Source organism: Microvirga ossetica, from assembly GCF_002741015.1.
GTDB classification, from domain to species: Bacteria; Pseudomonadota; Alphaproteobacteria; order Rhizobiales; family Beijerinckiaceae; genus Microvirga; species Microvirga ossetica.
This window is the reverse complement of sequence record NZ_CP016618.1, coordinates 271,326-288,487: the sequence shown is the minus strand read 5'-3', so window position 1 is coordinate 288,487 and position 17,162 is coordinate 271,326. Positions and strand designations below refer to the sequence as shown.

The window sequence follows — 17,162 nt, the reverse complement described above, 5'->3', positions numbered from 1 at the left end:
CCCAAGCCATGGGATGGCAGGCCGAATACTCCATCTATGGGCCAGGTTCTCCATGGGAGCGCCACGACGACAGGGGGCACCGTCAATTTAACCCGGAGGTGACGGGATCCTGACATATGTGAGGGATGAAGAAGACCCGTCATCCTCGTTATGCCCGCCACCGCTTTCCGGCTGAGGTGATCAGCCATGCCGTCTGGTTGTACTTTCGGTTTCCGCTCAGCCTCCGGATGGTCGAGGAGATGCTGGCCGCCCGAGGTATCCTGGTCAGCCATGATCCGGTGCGGCAGTGGGCGCTGAAGTTCGGCCAGAATTTCGCCACCCAAATCCGCAGACGTCTTCCGGCACCCGGGGACAAGTGGCATTTGGACGAGGTGGTGATCAGTATTGCAGGCCGGAAGCACTGCCTCTGGCGTGCCGTCGATCAGCACGGAGCCGTGCTCGACATTCTGGTTCAGAGCCGCCGCGATACACAAGCAGCCAAGCGCCTGCTGCGCAAGCTGCTTAAGAAGCAGGGAGTGGCCCCTCGTGTGATGATCACCGATAAACTGGCCAGCTATGCCGCTGCCAAACGGACGGTGATGCCAAGCGTTGAGCACCGACAGCACAAAGGCTTGAACAACCGCGCAGAGAACAGTCATCAGCCGACGCGACGACGGGAGCGGATCATGAAGCGCTTCAAGTCAGCCGGGCAGGCCCAGCGCTTTCTTTCCGTTCCCGATCAGGTTGCAAATCTCTTCCATCGCCCCGCGACTTCCAACGCTGCTGATTATCGCCAGTCCCGGGCCCGAGCCTTCACGGCTTGGGCCGAAGTGACGGGCGTTGCGGTGGGCTTCTGATCTGCCGCCCCAGTGAGGCGCTTTGCCTTCAGCTGGTTAAATTGACGGTACCATCGGAACAGCCTGCGAGACCAGCGTCGTCCGAAGCTTATTCGGCCGAGAAGGCGGCTGCCCGCGGTGACGAGGTGCGAAGGAAAGACGAGGTGCAGCAGCAGGCCTGGGAAAAGAAAGTCAAAAGCATTACCCGCGGCATCTGCAACGGCTGTTGAAGCGCTGGCTGCCGTTAAGCTGACCGACGTGCGTTAACCTCCCCCACGAACCGCTCAGCGCCGTGGTCGGGGCTTGCCACCGGCTCGGGCGCACCTTGTCTGCTACGCGGTCAAATCCATCTCAAAAAATCGGACTTACCCGGTGCAGTTCACGGATTTACTCAGAACATGATCGAGGCTGCGACCCAGTAGAAGAACGCCGAGATGATCGCGGAGGCTGGGATCGTCACGAACCAGGCCATCACGATGCCCTTGGCAACTCCCCACCGCACCGCAGAGGTTCTTCGGGCGGCTCCGACCCCAATGATCGCTCCGGTGATCGTGTGGGTCGTAGAGACCGGGATGCCGAGCCAAGTGGCCATGAACAATGTGATCGCTCCTCCCGTCTCGGCACAGAAGCCCTGCATGGGGGTGAGCCGCGTGATCTTCGATCCCATCGTGTGCACGATCCGCCAGCCGCCCATCAGGGTACCCAATGCCATGGCCGCCTGACAGGAAATGACGACCCAGAACGGGACGTAGAACTCACTGCCGAGATGGCCCTGTGAGAACAGGAGCACTGCGATGACGCCCATGGTCTTCTGGGCATCATTTCCGCCATGCCCGAGGGAATAGAGGGCTGCCGACAGGAACTGGAGACCGCGAAATGTCTGATCCGCCGCAAAAGGGGAGGACCGGGATGCGGACCAGCTTGTGATGAGCACCAGAAGCAGCGCAAGGCCAAATCCGATCAGGGGCGACAGAACGATCGCCAGAAGTGTGGGGCCGAGGCCACTCCAGACGACAGATCCAAGGCCCGCTTTGGCCAGGCCCGCGCCCACGAGGCCGCCAACCAGGGCATGGGAGCTGCTAGAGCATCGGCTGTTCAGACGAATCCATAACCTGCGGCAGTGAAGTAGTTGCGGCATTCCTCAGCTTCGACCCCATCACAGATGTCCCCGATGGCCCGCCAGAGCGCGTCAAAGGTGCGGGCTTCGGCTTTGCGCAGATGTGCTTTGATCTTGGCGAAGAGTTGCTCAATTGGGTTCAAATCGGGCGAATAAGCAGGCAGGAACAGGAACCAGGCGCCGCGTTGCTTCAGACACTGCGCCGCCGTCTCGCTCTTGTGCGCCGGCAGGTTGTCGAGGATCACCACGTCGCCCTTGGACAAGGTCGGAGCAAGCTGGGTCTCCACATAAGTCTCAAAGATCTGACGGGTCATCGGCCCATCGATCACCCAAGGCGCCGTCAGACCACAGTAGCGCAGCCCGGCGACAAAGGTCTGGGTCAGCCAGTGGCCGAATGGTGCCCTTGCATACAGACGCTGCCCTTTGAGGCAGCGGCCGCGCAGGCGCGTCATCTTGGTGGATGTGCCGGTCTCATCGAGAAACACGAGCCGGTGCGGCTCCTGGCGCATGCGCGGCTGGCGTTTTGTGTGCCAATGCTCGCGGGCCTGGCGCACGTCGGAGCGTTCTTGTTCGCTGGCCCGCAAAGTTTTTTTTGACGCTATAGCCGTGGCGGATGTACCAGCGCGCGATGGACGCCGGCGTGATCTTGGTGCCCAAGGCCACCAGTTCGGCCGCGAGCTGGGGCATGGTGATGTCGTTCCTCTCGGCGACGCGACGGATCAGGAAGTCGCGATGCGGGTCGAGCTTGGAGTAGCGCCAGCCGCCCTCTGGTTTGGGCGCCAGGCTGCCGGTGGCCCGATACGCCGCCATGAGCCGCACCACAAACGCGACCGACACCTCAAAATGGCGCGCGGCCTCATGGCAGGAATGCCCCGCCTCAACAAAGCGCACCACCCGTTGCCGCAGATCCAGCGAGTAGGACTTGGTCATCGCTCATCTCCTCTAAAGAGGGCCGAGATAAGGGAATCACAAAGCCGTCACGCCGCATAGCCTCCGATTCAATCAGAACAGCCGATGCTCTAGAGGGAATGCCGCCCGCCCAAGTGATGACGTTCCAGATGATCGCCCCCATCAGCGCGCCGAAAATGACCGCGGCATCGATGATGGCGGCCGAAACGATGCCACTGCCCAAGGTATTCGCAACATGAAGCCCGAAGAACAGGAAAGCGATGAAATTGAAGAACGCGGCCCAAACCACGGCGAATTGCGGCCTCAGGACCCGGGTTGAGACAATGGTCGCGATGGAATTGGCGGCGTCGTGAAGGCCGTTGATGAAGTCGAACAGCAACGCCACGATGACGAGGCCCACGAGCAGCGGCAGGGAGACGGAGGCGGCATCCATTCGGCGGCACTCCTCAGACGTGCTCGATTACGATGCTGTGGACCTCGTGAACCACATCCTCCAGGCGATCCATGACGTGTTCAAGATGATCAAGGATCTCGGACGCGACCCAGAAGTCGAGAGCGTGAGCGGATCCCATCGCCTGGAACATGCGGGCGCGGGCAGAGTCGTGGAGGTCATCCGTCTCTCCTTCGATCTGCGTGATGCGCTCCGACAGGGTACTGATCCGCCCCGCATTGGTGCCGACCGAGCGCAGCATCGGGATGACCTCCTGCACGATCTGCGCACCTTGGACGATGCAGTCCGCCATCAGGACCATCTCAGGCTCGAACCGAGTGACCTTGAAGAGAGCGACCGATTTGACCGTCTTGCGCATCTGATCGATCGCATCGTCCATGGACGTGATGAGATCCTTGATGTCGCCCCGGTCGAAGGGAGTGATGAAGGATCGGCGGATGGCCGTAAGCACCTCGCCTGTGATCTTGTCCGCGTCATCCTCACGGTTCATGACGGTCGTGATGTGCCGATCGATATCGGGTCCGCCCGCCAAGGCAGCCCGAAGGGCTTCTGCGCCGGCCAGGACCGTTCTTGAATGTTCCTCGAACAGCTCGAAGAACTGATCTTCCTTAGGCATCAGGGCGCGGAACCATCGAAGCATGTGTTATCTCCTCGTGGGACACGGCACGCACCTCCCGATCCAGTCCAAACACGGAGGCAATGCCAGAGCGCCAGAGGAACTCGTGCAGGGGATGTTTGGTTGACCCCGCAAGTGCTCCACCTCTGCCCATCCTCTATCAACCCGAGCGGATCCACTGTGTTGCCGGCTATATGCGAAGGAACTTGGCTGTTGAAGGGATGTTCCAGGCAAATATCACAACTGCGGAGCGTCTACTCGGTCGAGCAAGGCCATTTCACGGCAAAAGCAGGATATTTCCCGTGCCTCAAGCGGCGGTATTCATGATCGCCCCTTGCGCTTGAACAAGGAGCGCAGCCCTGAGGTGAGTTATCCTTGTGGTAAGTGTTCCAACCGACTTTCAATTACCCACATTTCTGACTTAGCAGCAGTGCTTGCCTGACCAGCACCAAGCGTGATTCCTTGGTGAGCATCTCCTCATCTGTGAGAGGTGTCCCATGGACAGGGCTCTGTCTCGGCTTTCCCGTGATCTCGCTGATCTCTGCGCGCCGGGCATACGCCGGACGGCCTCCTATTCGCTCCCACGAGGCGGCGCGGGAGCTGGGCCATGACAAAGACGTCTCTTCCGACGCATCCTCTGGGAGAGGCAGCCAATGTTATTTCCTGGGTCGATCAGGAACTCGCTGGGTGCCGCTTTCGGGACAATCGTCTCGGCCAGCGCCTGCGCAAGCTCCTGACCCACATGGCCGGTGCCATTGGCGGCAGCCTTCCGCTGGCCTGCCAGGATTGGGCTAACACCAAAGCGGCCTACCGCTTCCTGTCCAATCCCAAAGTTTCCGACCATGAGATCCTTCAGGGCCATTTCCAAGCCACCCGAACCCGCTTTGCCGCCTTCGGTGGCCCTATCTTGGTCATTCAGGACACAACCGAACTGTCCTACGAAAGAGCACAGCCTGAACGGATTGGTGCGACCCGCCGGGTCAACAGCGGCCGGGACAAGGAAGGTCGCTCCAGGATGCACACGGTCTGCGGGCTGCTCATGCACTCTTGCCTGGCTGTGACCGCGGATGGGCTGCCGCTGGGGCTTTCGGCGATCAAGTTTTGGACGAGGCCTCAGTTCAAGGGCGCCCGGACGCTCAAACGCAAGATCAACCCGACCCGGGTGCCCATCGATCAGAAGGAGAGTATCCGCTGGCTGGAGTGCATGAGGCAGTCCGTGGCGCTGTTCGGTGCTCCTGAGCGCTGCATCCATATCGGCGACCGGGAGAACGACATCGACGAGTTCTTCTGCACGGCTCAGGCTCTGAGCACGCACTTCCTGGTCCGAACCTGCGTGGATCGGTTGGCGGGCGATGGCCAGCACACCATCGCGGACGAGATGGCAGAGGTGAAGGTCAAAGGACGGCATCAGGTCGAAGTTCGCAGCCCGAAAGGCGATGTGAGCCTTGCCACCGTAGAGCTCAAATACCGCCGGATCCACATCCTGCCTCCGATCGGCAAGCAGAAGCGCTATCCAGCCCTGAGCCTGACGGTGATCCACGCACAGGAGCGTCATCCACCCAAAGACCGGGCGCGGATCGACTGGAAGCTGATCACGGATCTGCCGGTACGATCCCGCGCGGACGCGATCCAGATGCTCGACTGGTACGCCATGCGCTGGAAGGTCGAGCTGTTCCACAAGATCCTCAAGTCCGGGTGCCGAGCGGAGGAGACCAAGCTGAGAACGGCCGAGCGCCTGGTGAACCTGCTCAGCATCTACTGCATCCTGAGCTGGCGGATCTTCTGGATGACGATGCTCAATCGTGTTGTTCCGGACGTGCCGCCGCGGCTGGCCTTGACGGACTTGGAAATGGACCTGCTCGACGAGCTGGTGCGAGACAAGGGCCAGGTGCTGCTGCGGAGCAAGACGCTCGCCTACTATTTAACTAAGATCGCCCGCATGGGCGGCTACCTTGCCCGTGGCCATGATCCTCCGCCAGGAAACACCGTCATGTGGAGAGGACTATCCCGCCTGATGGATATCGAACTCGGCGCTAGGATTGGGGCGCAAATCTATGGGTAATTGAAAGTCCAACCGAGAGGATACGTCTATGGGATCGGGAGCGCCGCAGAGGCCGATGCCGCGTGCGCGGTCATAGCCGAGGAGCCGATGGGTGGAGCGGCAAGCCAGCCTGTTCGGCCGGATGATGGAGAGGGTGGGAGCAGATCCCGGCGCAACGGCACGGGATAGGTTCGATGGCGGGTTCTCGGCCGCGTGCCGTCGGTGCCTGGCCTGCCAGAACGCGACCGACTTCGGACGCTGGCTTGAGGGTGGTGGCGCCGACGAACCGCCGCTCTTCTGCGCCAATGCCGCCTTCCTGAACTGTGTGCGGGCATCGGGCACGGCCTGATCCGCCGGCTGAAATGGCGACGGCGTTGGCCAAACCGATCGCGCCTCGGCCATCGCTCGTTCGCTCTGCGAAAGAGCTCAGTCAGCGGCCTCATATTTGAACGATAGCTTCAGCTTAACGCGGTAGAATTCCACTTTTCCGTCGTTGATGCTGAGGTCCTGCTCGACGACCTCTGCGACACGAAGATCGCGCAATGTCTCGGCCGCCCGCTCTACGGCTGCGCTCGCGGCTTTTTCCCAGGATTCGGTGCTTGTGCCAACAAGTTCGATGACCTTGTAAACACTTTCTGCCATCTAATTCCTCCCTCTCTGGAAAGCGCAAAACGCCAACTGCGCCTTGCACCGCTGCACCCTTTATTCATGACGGACTGAATGTCGGAACTTCCCGTGCGGCCCTGACTCGAGCCCATCGGAAATTCGTGGTCCGTTTTCGCACCTATGGGGTTTGAGGCGCAGGCCTATCGGCGATCCTCGTCCGCCGCCAGCTCCTCCAGTTGCTGGGCCGCCTCAAACAGGTGAAACTTGGCTTCGAGGAGTGAGACCTGCTCTGCAAAGCTGCGGATCTGCACAGCCTGCTGGCGATACTCGGCCGCATTATCGCGGCTGAACGCGTCCATAATTCATACCTCCTACGGAGTTCCTCGCCTACCAACGGCCCAAAGGGACCATGGTTCACCGTTCCATCAACGGCGTTCCGCGAAATTCCATCCGCCTATGATCCGAGAATGTCTTTTGCTTCTTCGACCTGAACCTGGGCAGCCCCTTGAGAAAAGCAGCAGAGCAGCAAGAGCAGTGCAATATCCTGGGTTGTCCCTGACCTGGCTCTCGCAGGTCCAAAGCGGCCGATAAGACGGCCGCGCTGTATCAGGCTAAACGTTGCTTCTGCTGAAGAAGACGACGTTGTTGCTGGTCTCGAGCACCTTCTGTAGCTGAGGCAGCTCGATGAACGCGCGGGCCCGATACAGCCTCCACATCGGGCTGACCACCGACTGAAAGGGGATTTCCAGATTGGACGTCCACCTGGAATCCCACTCCTCGGCAGTGAAATCGTCGCCATACGCGTGCGTCACGTCCTGGTCCGGGTCGAAGCCGTCCTCGACGCAGAGAGCCTTCGCCTTGGCCCTGATCTGGTTGTCCATGATGTCGGATGTCGCCCGTGCCTGCGCTTGCAACATGATCAGCCCTCAGTCGGCTTGGATGGCTGGAGAGGCTGGCTGCGTTGCTCCATGCTGCGGGTCAGTTCCTGGATGACCCAGCGTCTGGCCTGGCGTCGTGAGGATCGTGTCATGGTGACCTCCTGCGATGTCACCATGATCGCTCCAAATACCTTACCCTTCCGTGACCGAGGCCACACAGTCCCTCCACCCAGAACATCCAGAGCTGCGATAGCGCCCAGCCACCGACGAACAATTGGGCTCTGCGTGGTGGTGCTTGACCATCTCCTCGCACGCTACAGATCGTCAGGGTCTGATCGCATCATGAGCTTGGCCGGGAACGGGGAAAAGCCGGAAGGGCCACTCGGACCGTAGCATGAAGCGAAAACAAGGCGCTGGCATGCCAGCCGATGATCTGCATGTTGATGGAGATAGCGCGATGAGAGGTTGCGGACGCCTTGATGGGCGCTATGCCCTGGTTACGGGCGCCTCACGCGGAATCGGTCGGGCGGTCGCCGTTCGCTTCGCGCGAGAGGGGGCAACCATCGCCATCAACTTCAACGGCTCGAGAGGGGCCGCGGAGGAAACCCTGAGGCTGGCCCATAAGGCATCCCGTGAAGCCGGAGGTGCCCGGAATCATATGATCGTCCAGGCCGACATCGGCAGCGAACCGGCAATAGCGGGCATGTTCGACGAAGTGCTCGGGAGTTGGAGCCAACTCGACATCCTCGTCAACAATGCCGCGATCCAGTCCGGGCGGGAGAGCCACGCCTACCCGATCGACGAGTATCGACGCATCCTGGACGTCAACCTGACCGGTGCGCTGGCATGTTCGCAAAAAGCCATCGGACACTTCCTCTCGCGCCCCGGCGGAGGGACTATCATCAACTGCTCAAGTGCCCACGAGATCATTCCGAAGCCTGGCTTCGTCGCCTATTCGATCAGCAATGGCGGACTCAGGAACCTGACGAGGACACTGGCTCTCGAATATGCCGATCAAGGGATTAGGGTGAACGCGGTCGCCCCCGGTGCGATCGACACCGATCTCAATGCAGCCTGGAAGGACGATCCGGCCGCGAGGGGCAACGTCGACAGGCACATCCCGATGGGACGCTCCGGCTCTCCCGAGGAAATGGCTGCGGTGTTCGCTTTCCTGGCTTCGGATGACGCATCCTACATCACTGGACAGACAATATTCGCCTGCGGTGGCGTGACCCTTTTCAATGACTTCAGAGAGAATTGGGCATCATAGGCATCCGTGCGGCGGACGTCAGCGGATGCAAAGGAGGAGATCATCATGGATGACGACCAACTCAACATGGCTATCCGCAAGTTCCTGAAGGAAGTCGGGGTGACGTCGCAGCGCGAGATCGAGCGGGTCGTGCGGGAGGGAGCCATTAAGGGAAAGCAACTGAGGCTTCGCATGACACTCACCTCGGATGATGATCCGGAGCTGAAGCACGTGGTCGAAACGTCCATCGACCTCAGCTAGATGATCTCTGACACACCTCGCTCCTTCGGCTGTCGCAGGCGTGTCAGGCTTCGATCCGATCGACGATGTTCTGAGTGACTTGGGTTCCTTTGCGGCGCCTCTTCAGCGACTTGTCCCGGGACTCGGCGGCCCTCGCCGACCTAGGCCGTTCCCATCAAATCGGCCTCTTGGACGTGTAGACGTGTACGCCTCTCCAACCGCTTGCCCGCGCGGCAGCGAGGGTTTGCCGCGTCTCCAAAGTATATGCGAGCAGGACTCCGGCTGCGTGATCGCGCGGATCGGCGCTGACGATGGCCGTGAATCCAAGTTCGGCCCTGTCGAAGTCCCCTTCGATCAGTGATCCCAATGCAGCCTCGTGCAGGTCCCTCGTCCTGAGCTTTGCGGAGTCCACTTCGCCTTTGCGTCCAAGGAGCTCATACAGTTCGACCAGGGCCTCGCGGCCTGCGACGGCTACCCGGTCGAGATGCCGCCACTCGAACTGATTGCCGGAGGACTCCCACACGGCGCCATCGGCCAGGATGGCTGTGCCGTAGACCTTGCTGAGAGACTCAAGATGGCTGGACAGGTTCACCACGTCACCGATGGCAGTGTAGGCCAGGCGATGTGACGAGCCGATGTTGCCGACCATTGCTTGCCCGAGGGCAAGGCCGATCCGGGTGTGAAACGGCATCATACCTTCAGCTTGGCGCTGCGTGTTGAAGGCAACCAGGTGCTCCTGAACCGTCAAGGCTGCCTCACATGCGCGTGCGGCGTGATCAGGCAAAAGGTTCGGGGCGTTGAAGAGAGCCATCGTCCCATCGCCCATGAACTTGTCCAGAAGGCCGCCGCACTCGGTGATGGCGTCCTCGAGAATGTCGAAATAGCTGCCCAGTTCACGGCTGGCCTGCTCAGGCGAAAGGGGTTCGGCGATTTTCGTGAAGTCCGCCACGTCGGTGAACATCACCGTCAGGGTTCGTATCTCGCCGCCTGGCTCGATATCCCGACCGCTGGAAAGGGTTGCCCGGACGAGCTCCCGCGGCACGTAAAGGGCGAAGGACCGCAGACATGCCTTCATCGCGGCCAGGGTCTGCCCCATCATATCCAGCTCGTTGATGAATGAAGGGGCCGGTGCCGTCGTTGAGAGATGAAGCTCGCCGACACGCCGCATGTCCTCGCTGATCTTCCAGATCGGGCGGGTGATCAGGCGCGCCATCCCAACCGCGACGACAACCCCGAGGGCCAGGAAAGCCAAAATCACGAGCAGGGTATCTCGGGTCGCTTGTTGAATGGGACCATTGATCTCCTCGGCCGGAACCATCACGGCGAGGAACCACGGTCGTCCACTCGCGGTGGTCAGGGCACGGGTGTCCATCACAATGGGAGCATTGCCGACTAGGTTGCCGAATACTCCGGTGGCCACCTTGGCCACCCTGCTGTCTCTCGCTGATATGTTATTTTTCATCCCGTCGAGGGCGGTTTTCGTTTCGGGAGGCAATGCGCCTCCCCCCAGTACTACGGGGTCACCCAGCGGCTGGGGAACAATGACGGTGGCACGGCCGCTCCTGCCGATCCGGAGCCCGCTGAGAAAATCGTCAACCACCCTCAGGTGGAAGTCCGCCGTGGCGACGCCCCCACCGTCCGCGCTTGAAGGCGAGCGCATCCTCAATACCGTCGAGACCCCCCATTGGCCCTCGGCAAACTTGTAGAGATCGGTCCAGCGAGGCTGGATGGCCTGGAGGCCGAGCAGGAACCAGGGGGCCGTACGAGGGTCATAGGGCACTTGCAGCACGGCAGCCAGCGCCACCCGCGTGCCGTCGGCGCGGATCTCCCACTCCCTTGGCTTTCCCCCATCGACATCAATGGCAGCCCGATTGAGGACGAGCATCCCTTCCCGGCGCGTCACGCCGATGAAGGCCCCGGTTTGGGCTTTCGAGTAGCTCAGCCATGTCAGGTCGCGGTCAGCCCTCATCTCCGCGATCAGGTACGTGACCATGCGCTCGCTGTCGTCCAGATCGAGGAAATGCTCGTCGACGAGCCGCTGCATCCGTGTCAGCGCCAACGGACCCTTCTCGAGGAAATTGGCAATCTTCGACCCGACTTCCGTTGCGGCCTGATCTATCTGCAACTGGTCGATGACACGGGAGCTTGCGTTGTTCCGGATCAGCACGAAGGCCGCGACGGCGCCCAAGGACGTGGCCATGAGGACAATGGTCATGGCAATCAAGACCAGGCGGATCTTCAGTTTCATGGCCTTGGCCCAGGGTGCGGGAGCCAATGGCTTGGAGCGTTACCCTGTGTCATCCGGTTTGGCGCTTGGAGCAACCTCGGTCTCGCTCGGGGCTGCTGGTTTCATGGGCGAGACGGCGTGATGCGCCGCCCAAAGCACTCTGCACCAGCGCGACGGAAGATCAACTCACCACAATCGACCCAGCCTGCAATAGGGTTACTGTCGGCGGATCGCGCAAAAGGGCAATTTCTTTGCCACCAGGACAAGTTATGTCCATCCCGTGCCTCGGAAGGGAATCCCGCGGACGTGATCACGCTTTGGAGTCGCCAGTTCGACGGCTCTAAGGTCGACGAGGCCAATGGCTATTGCAAGAACGAGGTCAGCAAGCTGAACGCCGGCGAAGAGAAACCCGAGGACATCCTGATCGAACAGCTCCGGCATCTGGAATTGATCGTGAACCTTGCGACGGCTCGCCGATTGGCAATTGCCATTCCCGATGAAATGCGGCCCGGGCCGACAAGGTAATTGAGCAACCTTTCACGGACCGGCTATGCGTGACCAGAAAGGAAAGTCTGAGGTCGAGGCCGGTGGTCTTTGCTCCCAGCTACCGCATCAGGTGGGCTTCGGGGTCTTCCAGCCTCCGAACCTGATCGCGAGGAGTTTACGGTATTTCCCGAACTCGTTCGTCCTCAGTAGGAAACGGGTGTCCGGAATGGGTGTTGTCATGTCTGGATGGCGCCCGTTTGGCAATGTGATTGTTGATGACGTTTGGGCCTAGCGGGGCGGGTGCAGTCATGTCTCCGGCCTTTGCACGCGGTGCTGCATGACCCCAGGCCCTGATGTTTTACGCTGAAGCTGGTCCCTCTCAGGTTATCGCGCTCGACTGACGCAAGACGATGCCACGGGTTTGCCAGATCCGGCGGTTCATGTCCGCTGTAGCTTCACATCATCTCATCATCACCGTGCCAACTGAGATGCCCCGAGGGGCGAATGGTTTTGAGCTGGTCGTCTATGTCGCCGACACGGCAGCTCCCGTGTTCCCGGGCTCGTACGCCGTGCCCCTGGCCATCACGGCCCAGGCGATCCGGGCCATCTTGTTGGCCAGCGCAACGGCGACCACCTTGAACGGCTTCTTGGCCAGGAGGCTTCGGGCCCAGTCAGCCAGGACCGTTCTGGTCTTGCCGGACTTCATGCTGTAGAGCGCCGCGTGCGCGCCGACGACCAGCAGCTTGCGCAGGTGCCGGTTGCCCATCTTGGAGATGGAGCCCAGCCTCGCCTTGGCGCCGGTTGAGTGCTGCCGTGGCACGAGGCCGAGATAGGCGGCAAACTCCCGACTGCCCTGGAACAGGCTGGCGTCCGGGATGCTGGCCGAAAGACAAGAGGCCACAATCGGGCCGATGCCCGGAATGCCGGCGAGCCTCGTGCTGACTGGATCGCTGCGATGGGCGGCCAGAATGGCCTTGTCGAGCTTGGCAATCTGCGTCTCGATCCCGAGCAGCATCGTGGCCAAAGGCTGAAGCGCAGTTCGAGCTGCCGCGGGGAAATCTGGATTGGCCTCCTCGTGGAGGAAGGCGATCAGCTGGCGCGTGTTGCGGGACCCTTGCGCCACCACGATGCCCAACTCTGCAAAGTGACCGCGCAAGGCATTGATCAGGGCGGTTCGCTGCCCGATCAGGAGATCGCGGGCTCTGTGTAGCATGAGGGTGCTCTGCTGCTGTGGGCTTTTGACCGGGACGAAGCGCATCGACGGCCGCGTGACGGCCTCACAGATCGCCGCCGCATCCGCGGCGTCATTCTTTTGCCGGCGTAGATAGGGTTTGACATAGGCGGGAGGGATCAAGCGGACATCGTGCCCGAAAGCCATGAGCGTCCGAGCCCAGTGGTGAGCGGTCGCGCAGGCCTCCATCCCGATCAGGCAAGGCGAAAGCGCTCTGAAGAAACCCGGGACCTGGCTACGGCGCAGCGTCCTGCGCAGGACGATCTTTCCACTCCTGTCCACGCCGTGGAGCTGAAAGACGTTCTTTGCGATATCAAGGCCGATCGTGGCAATCTCAGGCATGGCAGTGATCCTCTCCGGTACTTCAACATGCCCATTCTGGCATGTCTGACGCTGGTGGAGGGCGCCATCCACGACATCACGTTAACCAGGACAGGAGATCGAGCGGTGTAGATGATCCGGCATGAGCAAGCCTGTCAGCTACAAACGCCATCGCTTTCCGCCTGAGATCATCGCCCATGCGGTCTGGTTGTACTTCCGGTTTCCTCTGAGCTTGCGGCTGGTCGAGGAGATGCTGCTCGAGCGCGGCGTCGTTGTCTCGTACGAGACCATCCGCCGATGGGCGCTGAAGTTCGGGCCGGCTTACGCTCGCCGTCTCAGGCGCAAGACGCCGAGCCGTCGCGACGTTTGGCACTTGGATGAGGTCGTGGTCACGATCTCTGGCCAGAAGCACTGGTTGTGGCGGGCGGTGGATCAGGATGGTTACGTGCTCGATGAGGTTATCCAGACCCGACGCGACACCAAGGCGGCCAAGCGCTTGCTGAGGCGTCTCTTGCGCAAGCAGGGCTGCCCACCCCGGCGAATGATCACCGATAAGCTCGGCTCTTATGCTGCCGCCCGACGTCAGATCATGCCAGACGTCGAGCACCGCTCGCACAAGGGGCTTAATAACCGGGCGGAGAATTCGCATCTGCCGTTCCGGCGACGAGAGCGGGTGATGCAGGGCTTTCAATCACCCAGGTACCTGCAGCGGTTCGTGAATGTCTTCTCGGCCGTCCGCAATCTTTTCGTTCCGCCCCACTCCCACCGCTCTGCCCTAGCCACCCATCTCCACCGCCTCAATGCCATGGCGGAATGGAAATCTGCGGCCAGCGTCGCCGCTTGAAGCTGCCATGCGGCCGAATTTGTCTCAATGCGCCCGATGCTGGTTAACGTGACAACACCTTGACGCGAGTATTTCTCATATTCCAGTGGCAATCCGGAGGCTCTCCGGCCTCAACCTCGCGGAAACGGATTGCATGCGGGCGTCATGGGCAGCCCACATCTGCCGGATTTTTGCCCTCCGCCTCTTTTCCTTCTCCTGTGCGAGAGCGAGGGAACGTGTTTCGGCAGAAGGCTTTGTCGTCGCACTTACGGCAGCGACCCTTAATCCTTTCATAGGTCGCTGTGGGGGCTGAACTTGGATGCCCCCCGCCGCCACGCTTTTTATCCGATGAAATGGGCCAAGCTGGGGAACTTTGACTACTGTATCGGCAGCGGCGCTGGGGACAGTCTTGGGTGCATTCGATGGGGCTGAAGTCGAAATGCTGAGTGCGTTACCACCTGCAGCAATAGGGGATCCGATAGCTGCCAAGTGGGTTCGAACACGTCGGCAGTACTCCACCGAGAGTGGTGTCATGCGCTCCTCGCCGTGTCCTGCCCGGTACTTCATGAGCGCGCGGCACAGGTCACCGTCAGCAAGCTGCCACGCGCGACCAAGATACGCGATGCCATAACGGACGTTGGTCTCCGGCTCAAACAATCCGGCCAACGTGCCTCTGTAGCCCAGCATGGCCGCCGTTGTAGGACGGATCTGCATGAGGCCGACCTCACCAACTCCTCCAACAGCACCAGGGTCATAAGCACTCTCGACCTGCACTACCGCATCCGCGACATCAGGAGGAAGCCCCACCTGCTCGGCTTCACGCCTGATTGTCTCAAGATGAGCTTTACGCCCAGGTGTATAGGCTTGAGGCATCCCGATGAGACCCTCAATAACGGGAGGCAGTGGGAAATCCGGGAAATCGGCTAAAGGCGCCTGTGCTAAAGCCGAAGCAGGAAGGAACAGAAGTCCAAACACGAGGCAGACACTGGCGTGGTGTGGATTGCACAATGAGAGCCCCCGCTGTCATTCAAGGTTATTTTGGACCTGAGTCTAGGAGAGTAACTCGCGAGGCTCAGCCGCAGAACGGAGCAACATAGGTACTCAGAACAGCCAGTAATCTCCGCCGCAACGAATGCCTGGTCAGGCAGGTTCCTAGCTACAGCCGCTTCATCAGCCGCGCTACTGCCATGACGAGTTGCACATCAAGCATTTCCTCGGCGCCATCGTATTTCGCGACCCACCGTTCATAGGTCGCCCAGCGCATCCCCTTCGGCTTAGGCGGCAGATCCCATTCGTCCGGATCCTCATCTCCGAGGAGAGTCGCTTTCACCTTCGCCTTGGTGCACTTGATTCCTGAATCGAAATCTTCTGGCTGAATCCGCCTCCTGCTCGGCGTTTTCCTCGCATGACCAGAATGCTTTTGTCAGCGAGTTCCCTTTCGTCCTTCTGAGCATTAGGTAGCGGACAGGACGTCTCAATGACTTTTCAGATCTAATAGAGCGCCCAAAGCCCGTCGACGGGCAGTAGGATCGCGGGCAAGTTCGGAGCAAGAGGCTCGGGAGCGGAATTCTCGCGGGTTGGAAACCGAGGAGAGCGCTTCAGTTTAACGACAGTGTCTCTGCCTGCCGCTCCGCTTGGCTTCGAGCTTGTAGAGGGTGGCCTGACCGATTTCTCTACGGATTTCAGTTGGAGAGTGCGGCGACGGGTCTGTGCCGTTGCTTCATCGGACAACTCGCGCTCCCTCTCGACTTGGGGTGGGAGAGACACCTGCCGAGCCTTACGTTGCGAGATATCGTCGTCTGTACCGGCTCCCCTGTTCAGCTTCGCGCCTCCCTGGAATGTATGGGTTGAAGGCTTGAGCAGGACAGGAGTGGTTTGGAAAAGTAATGCGGCGGGTACGAATTCTGTGCGGACTCCTACATCCGCGATTTGCTTCTTCAAAGCGTGCACGTCACGGAGTGCAGCAGCGGAATTCTCTTTCTCTTGACGGAGCACTTCCTGAATTGTAGCAGCGCTTTCGGCTTGGGCTTTCAGAGCTAAAATTTCTCGCTCGGAAGCGCCTAACTGCCGAGTGACCGAAGCGCTGCGCCCTCTCTCTTGTTTTAACTCGTCCTGCATCTTGGCCTTGCTCTCTCGGAGAGCAGAGAGTTGCTCCTGCACGGCCGTCAACTGCTGAGATGTGGCATCTGCTCGCTCTTTCTCTTGGGTGGCTGATCTGACCGCTGCGGCGGAGCTAACTGCGCTTGTCTGGAGCGTGACGAGTTCTCTTCTCAGAGCCTCAAGCTTGCGGCCCGCAGATTTTACGGCATCTCTTTCCCGCTCAAGAGCCGGTCGCAATTCGTCTTTTTCTGCGGCACTCCCCTTGAGAAGCACAAGTTGCTCTTGGGCTTCTGCCAATTTTGCCGTCAGTTCCAACAGTGCAGCTTTACCCTGTTCCGCCTCTTTGGCATGCTCATCTCTCGTGTCAGCGGCTCTTATGGCGTCCTGCGTCATTGCTGCGAGCTGGCTTCGCACGAGGCTCAAGTCATTTATCCCTGAAGCTGTCCGCCCTTTTTCCTGCTCCAGTTTATGCTCAAGCTCTACTACTCTGGCCTCCTTTTCCCTTAAAGCTGCGACTTGCTCTTGCACTGCGTGTAGCTCTTGTAACGCTTCTTCGGCACGCACCCTCTCTTTTTCGGCAGCATCGCCCGGTGCGCCTACTTTGCCCCCATTTGCTCCCGGGTCAGCGACTGGGATGCCCTGAGCCAAGCGGGTGTCTTGCCGCTCACGTGCTACAGCCTGCAGCAGCTTCTGCAGTTCTGGATCTTGCATACTATCACTGATGATTATCGCGAGTGTCCCTGCATTTACAGCAGCTTCAAGCCTCTGCCGTGCTCCGGTTAAGTCCTTCTGCCGCAGCAATTCTCCAACATCGGCAGCAAGCTCGGTTCTTTCAGGGCCTGTTAAAAGCTCCTGGAAAAGCGAGATCCATTTCCTTTGCGGGGCTTCGACATTAGGGGATATTGCAATGTCCTGTTCCGCCGAATTAGGTGTTCGTTGTGTACCGTCTGGTGCATGGCCCTCTCCAATCTGAGGCGGATGGGGAGTGGCTCCACCAATCTCGTCACCTGCGAGACCGTGCGAAGAATACGCAAACACACCTACAGCAACGA

The 17,162-nt window shown here is 60.2% G+C and carries 16 protein-coding genes and 3 pseudogenes; 7 read left to right on the top strand and 12 right to left on the bottom strand.

Features of this window, described 5'->3' with window-relative positions:
• Nucleotides 1-125: 125 nt before the first annotated feature.
• Nucleotides 126-836 (top strand): IS6 family transposase, encoded by a 711-nt coding sequence (locus BB934_RS35820; protein ID WP_099514539.1) that lies wholly within the window; start codon nucleotides 126-128, stop codon nucleotides 834-836.
• A gap of 370 nt (nucleotides 837-1,206) precedes the next feature.
• On the opposite strand, the pseudogene BB934_RS35815 reads toward BB934_RS35820, so the two are convergent.
• The 4 genes and pseudogenes from BB934_RS35815 to BB934_RS35800 form a co-directional block, all read right to left on the bottom strand.
• Nucleotides 1,207-1,899, bottom strand: a pseudogene (locus BB934_RS35815) (inorganic phosphate transporter); the annotation flags it as partial.
• A gap of 11 nt (nucleotides 1,900-1,910) precedes the next feature.
• Nucleotides 1,911-2,862, bottom strand: a pseudogene (locus BB934_RS35810) (IS630 family transposase).
• 70 nt (nucleotides 2,863-2,932) lie between these two features.
• Nucleotides 2,933-3,274: pseudogene (locus BB934_RS35805) on the bottom strand (inorganic phosphate transporter); the annotation flags it as partial.
• A gap of 13 nt (nucleotides 3,275-3,287) precedes the next feature.
• Nucleotides 3,288-3,932, bottom strand: coding sequence for a DUF47 domain-containing protein (locus BB934_RS35800; RefSeq protein ID WP_099514538.1), 645 nt, complete (start codon nucleotides 3,930-3,932; stop codon nucleotides 3,288-3,290).
• A gap of 583 nt (nucleotides 3,933-4,515) precedes the next feature.
• Between BB934_RS35800 and BB934_RS35795 the strand changes: the two genes are divergently transcribed.
• The gene (locus tag BB934_RS35795) at nucleotides 4,516-5,970 is read left to right on the top strand and encodes an IS4 family transposase (RefSeq protein ID WP_099508970.1); all 1,455 of its coding nucleotides are present in this window, start codon (nucleotides 4,516-4,518) and stop codon (nucleotides 5,968-5,970) included.
• A 91-nt stretch (nucleotides 5,971-6,061) separates the two neighbouring features.
• The gene (locus BB934_RS35790; protein WP_099514537.1) at nucleotides 6,062-6,298 is read left to right on the top strand and encodes a DUF6455 family protein; all 237 of its coding nucleotides are present in this window, start codon (nucleotides 6,062-6,064) and stop codon (nucleotides 6,296-6,298) included.
• A gap of 77 nt (nucleotides 6,299-6,375) precedes the next feature.
• Here BB934_RS35790 and BB934_RS35785 read toward each other — a convergent pair whose 3' ends face one another.
• The 3 genes from BB934_RS35785 to BB934_RS35780 form a co-directional block, all read right to left on the bottom strand.
• Nucleotides 6,376-6,591, bottom strand: a complete 216-nt coding sequence (locus tag BB934_RS35785; RefSeq protein WP_099514536.1) for a dodecin family protein — start codon at nucleotides 6,589-6,591, stop codon at nucleotides 6,376-6,378.
• 164 nt (nucleotides 6,592-6,755) lie between these two features.
• Nucleotides 6,756-6,914 (bottom strand): hypothetical protein, encoded by a 159-nt coding sequence (locus BB934_RS47835; RefSeq protein WP_157934528.1) that lies wholly within the window; start codon nucleotides 6,912-6,914, stop codon nucleotides 6,756-6,758.
• Nucleotides 6,915-7,166: 252 nt separating this feature from the next.
• Nucleotides 7,167-7,472 (bottom strand): hypothetical protein, encoded by a 306-nt coding sequence (locus BB934_RS35780; RefSeq protein WP_099514535.1) that lies wholly within the window; start codon nucleotides 7,470-7,472, stop codon nucleotides 7,167-7,169.
• A 418-nt stretch (nucleotides 7,473-7,890) separates the two neighbouring features.
• On the opposite strand from BB934_RS35780, the gene BB934_RS35775 reads away from it, so the two are divergent.
• Nucleotides 7,891-8,703, top strand: a complete 813-nt coding sequence (locus tag BB934_RS35775; protein ID WP_099514534.1) for an SDR family oxidoreductase — start codon at nucleotides 7,891-7,893, stop codon at nucleotides 8,701-8,703.
• Between the two features lie 45 nt (nucleotides 8,704-8,748).
• On the top strand, nucleotides 8,749-8,943 hold the full coding sequence (locus BB934_RS35770; RefSeq protein ID WP_099514533.1) for a DUF6494 family protein: 195 nt from the start codon (nucleotides 8,749-8,751) through the stop codon (nucleotides 8,941-8,943).
• Between the two features lie 154 nt (nucleotides 8,944-9,097).
• On the opposite strand, the gene BB934_RS35765 is transcribed toward BB934_RS35770, so the two are convergent.
• Entirely contained in the window at nucleotides 9,098-11,170 is a 2,073-nt protein-coding gene (locus BB934_RS35765; RefSeq protein WP_157934527.1) for an adenylate/guanylate cyclase domain-containing protein, read from the bottom strand.
• Nucleotides 11,171-11,290: 120 nt separating this feature from the next.
• On the opposite strand from BB934_RS35765, the gene BB934_RS47830 reads away from it, so the two are divergent.
• On the top strand, nucleotides 11,291-11,674 hold the full coding sequence (locus BB934_RS47830; protein ID WP_157934526.1) for a hypothetical protein: 384 nt from the start codon (nucleotides 11,291-11,293) through the stop codon (nucleotides 11,672-11,674).
• Between the two features lie 484 nt (nucleotides 11,675-12,158).
• On the opposite strand, the gene BB934_RS35750 is transcribed toward BB934_RS47830, so the two are convergent.
• Nucleotides 12,159-13,208 (bottom strand): IS110 family RNA-guided transposase, encoded by a 1,050-nt coding sequence (locus BB934_RS35750; RefSeq protein WP_099514529.1) that lies wholly within the window; start codon nucleotides 13,206-13,208, stop codon nucleotides 12,159-12,161.
• 121 nt (nucleotides 13,209-13,329) lie between these two features.
• Between BB934_RS35750 and BB934_RS35745 the strand changes: the two genes are divergently transcribed.
• Nucleotides 13,330-14,031, top strand: coding sequence for an IS6 family transposase (locus BB934_RS35745; RefSeq protein ID WP_099514528.1), 702 nt, complete (start codon nucleotides 13,330-13,332; stop codon nucleotides 14,029-14,031).
• Nucleotides 14,032-14,106: 75 nt separating this feature from the next.
• Here BB934_RS35745 and BB934_RS51220 read toward each other — a convergent pair whose 3' ends face one another.
• The 3 genes from BB934_RS51220 to BB934_RS35735 all read right to left on the bottom strand — a co-directional run bounded on the left by BB934_RS51220 (nucleotide 14,107) and on the right by BB934_RS35735 (nucleotide 17,148).
• Nucleotides 14,107-14,883: a transglycosylase SLT domain-containing protein gene (locus tag BB934_RS51220; protein WP_099514527.1), complete on the bottom strand. Its 777-nt coding sequence runs from the start codon at nucleotides 14,881-14,883 to the stop codon at nucleotides 14,107-14,109.
• Nucleotides 14,884-15,166: 283 nt separating this feature from the next.
• Nucleotides 15,167-15,340, bottom strand: coding sequence for a hypothetical protein (locus BB934_RS47825; protein ID WP_157934525.1), 174 nt, complete (start codon nucleotides 15,338-15,340; stop codon nucleotides 15,167-15,169).
• 161 nt (nucleotides 15,341-15,501) lie between these two features.
• Nucleotides 15,502-17,148, bottom strand: coding sequence for a coiled-coil domain-containing protein (locus BB934_RS35735; RefSeq protein WP_157934385.1), 1,647 nt, complete (start codon nucleotides 17,146-17,148; stop codon nucleotides 15,502-15,504).
• Between the last annotated feature and the right edge of the window lie 14 nt (nucleotides 17,149-17,162).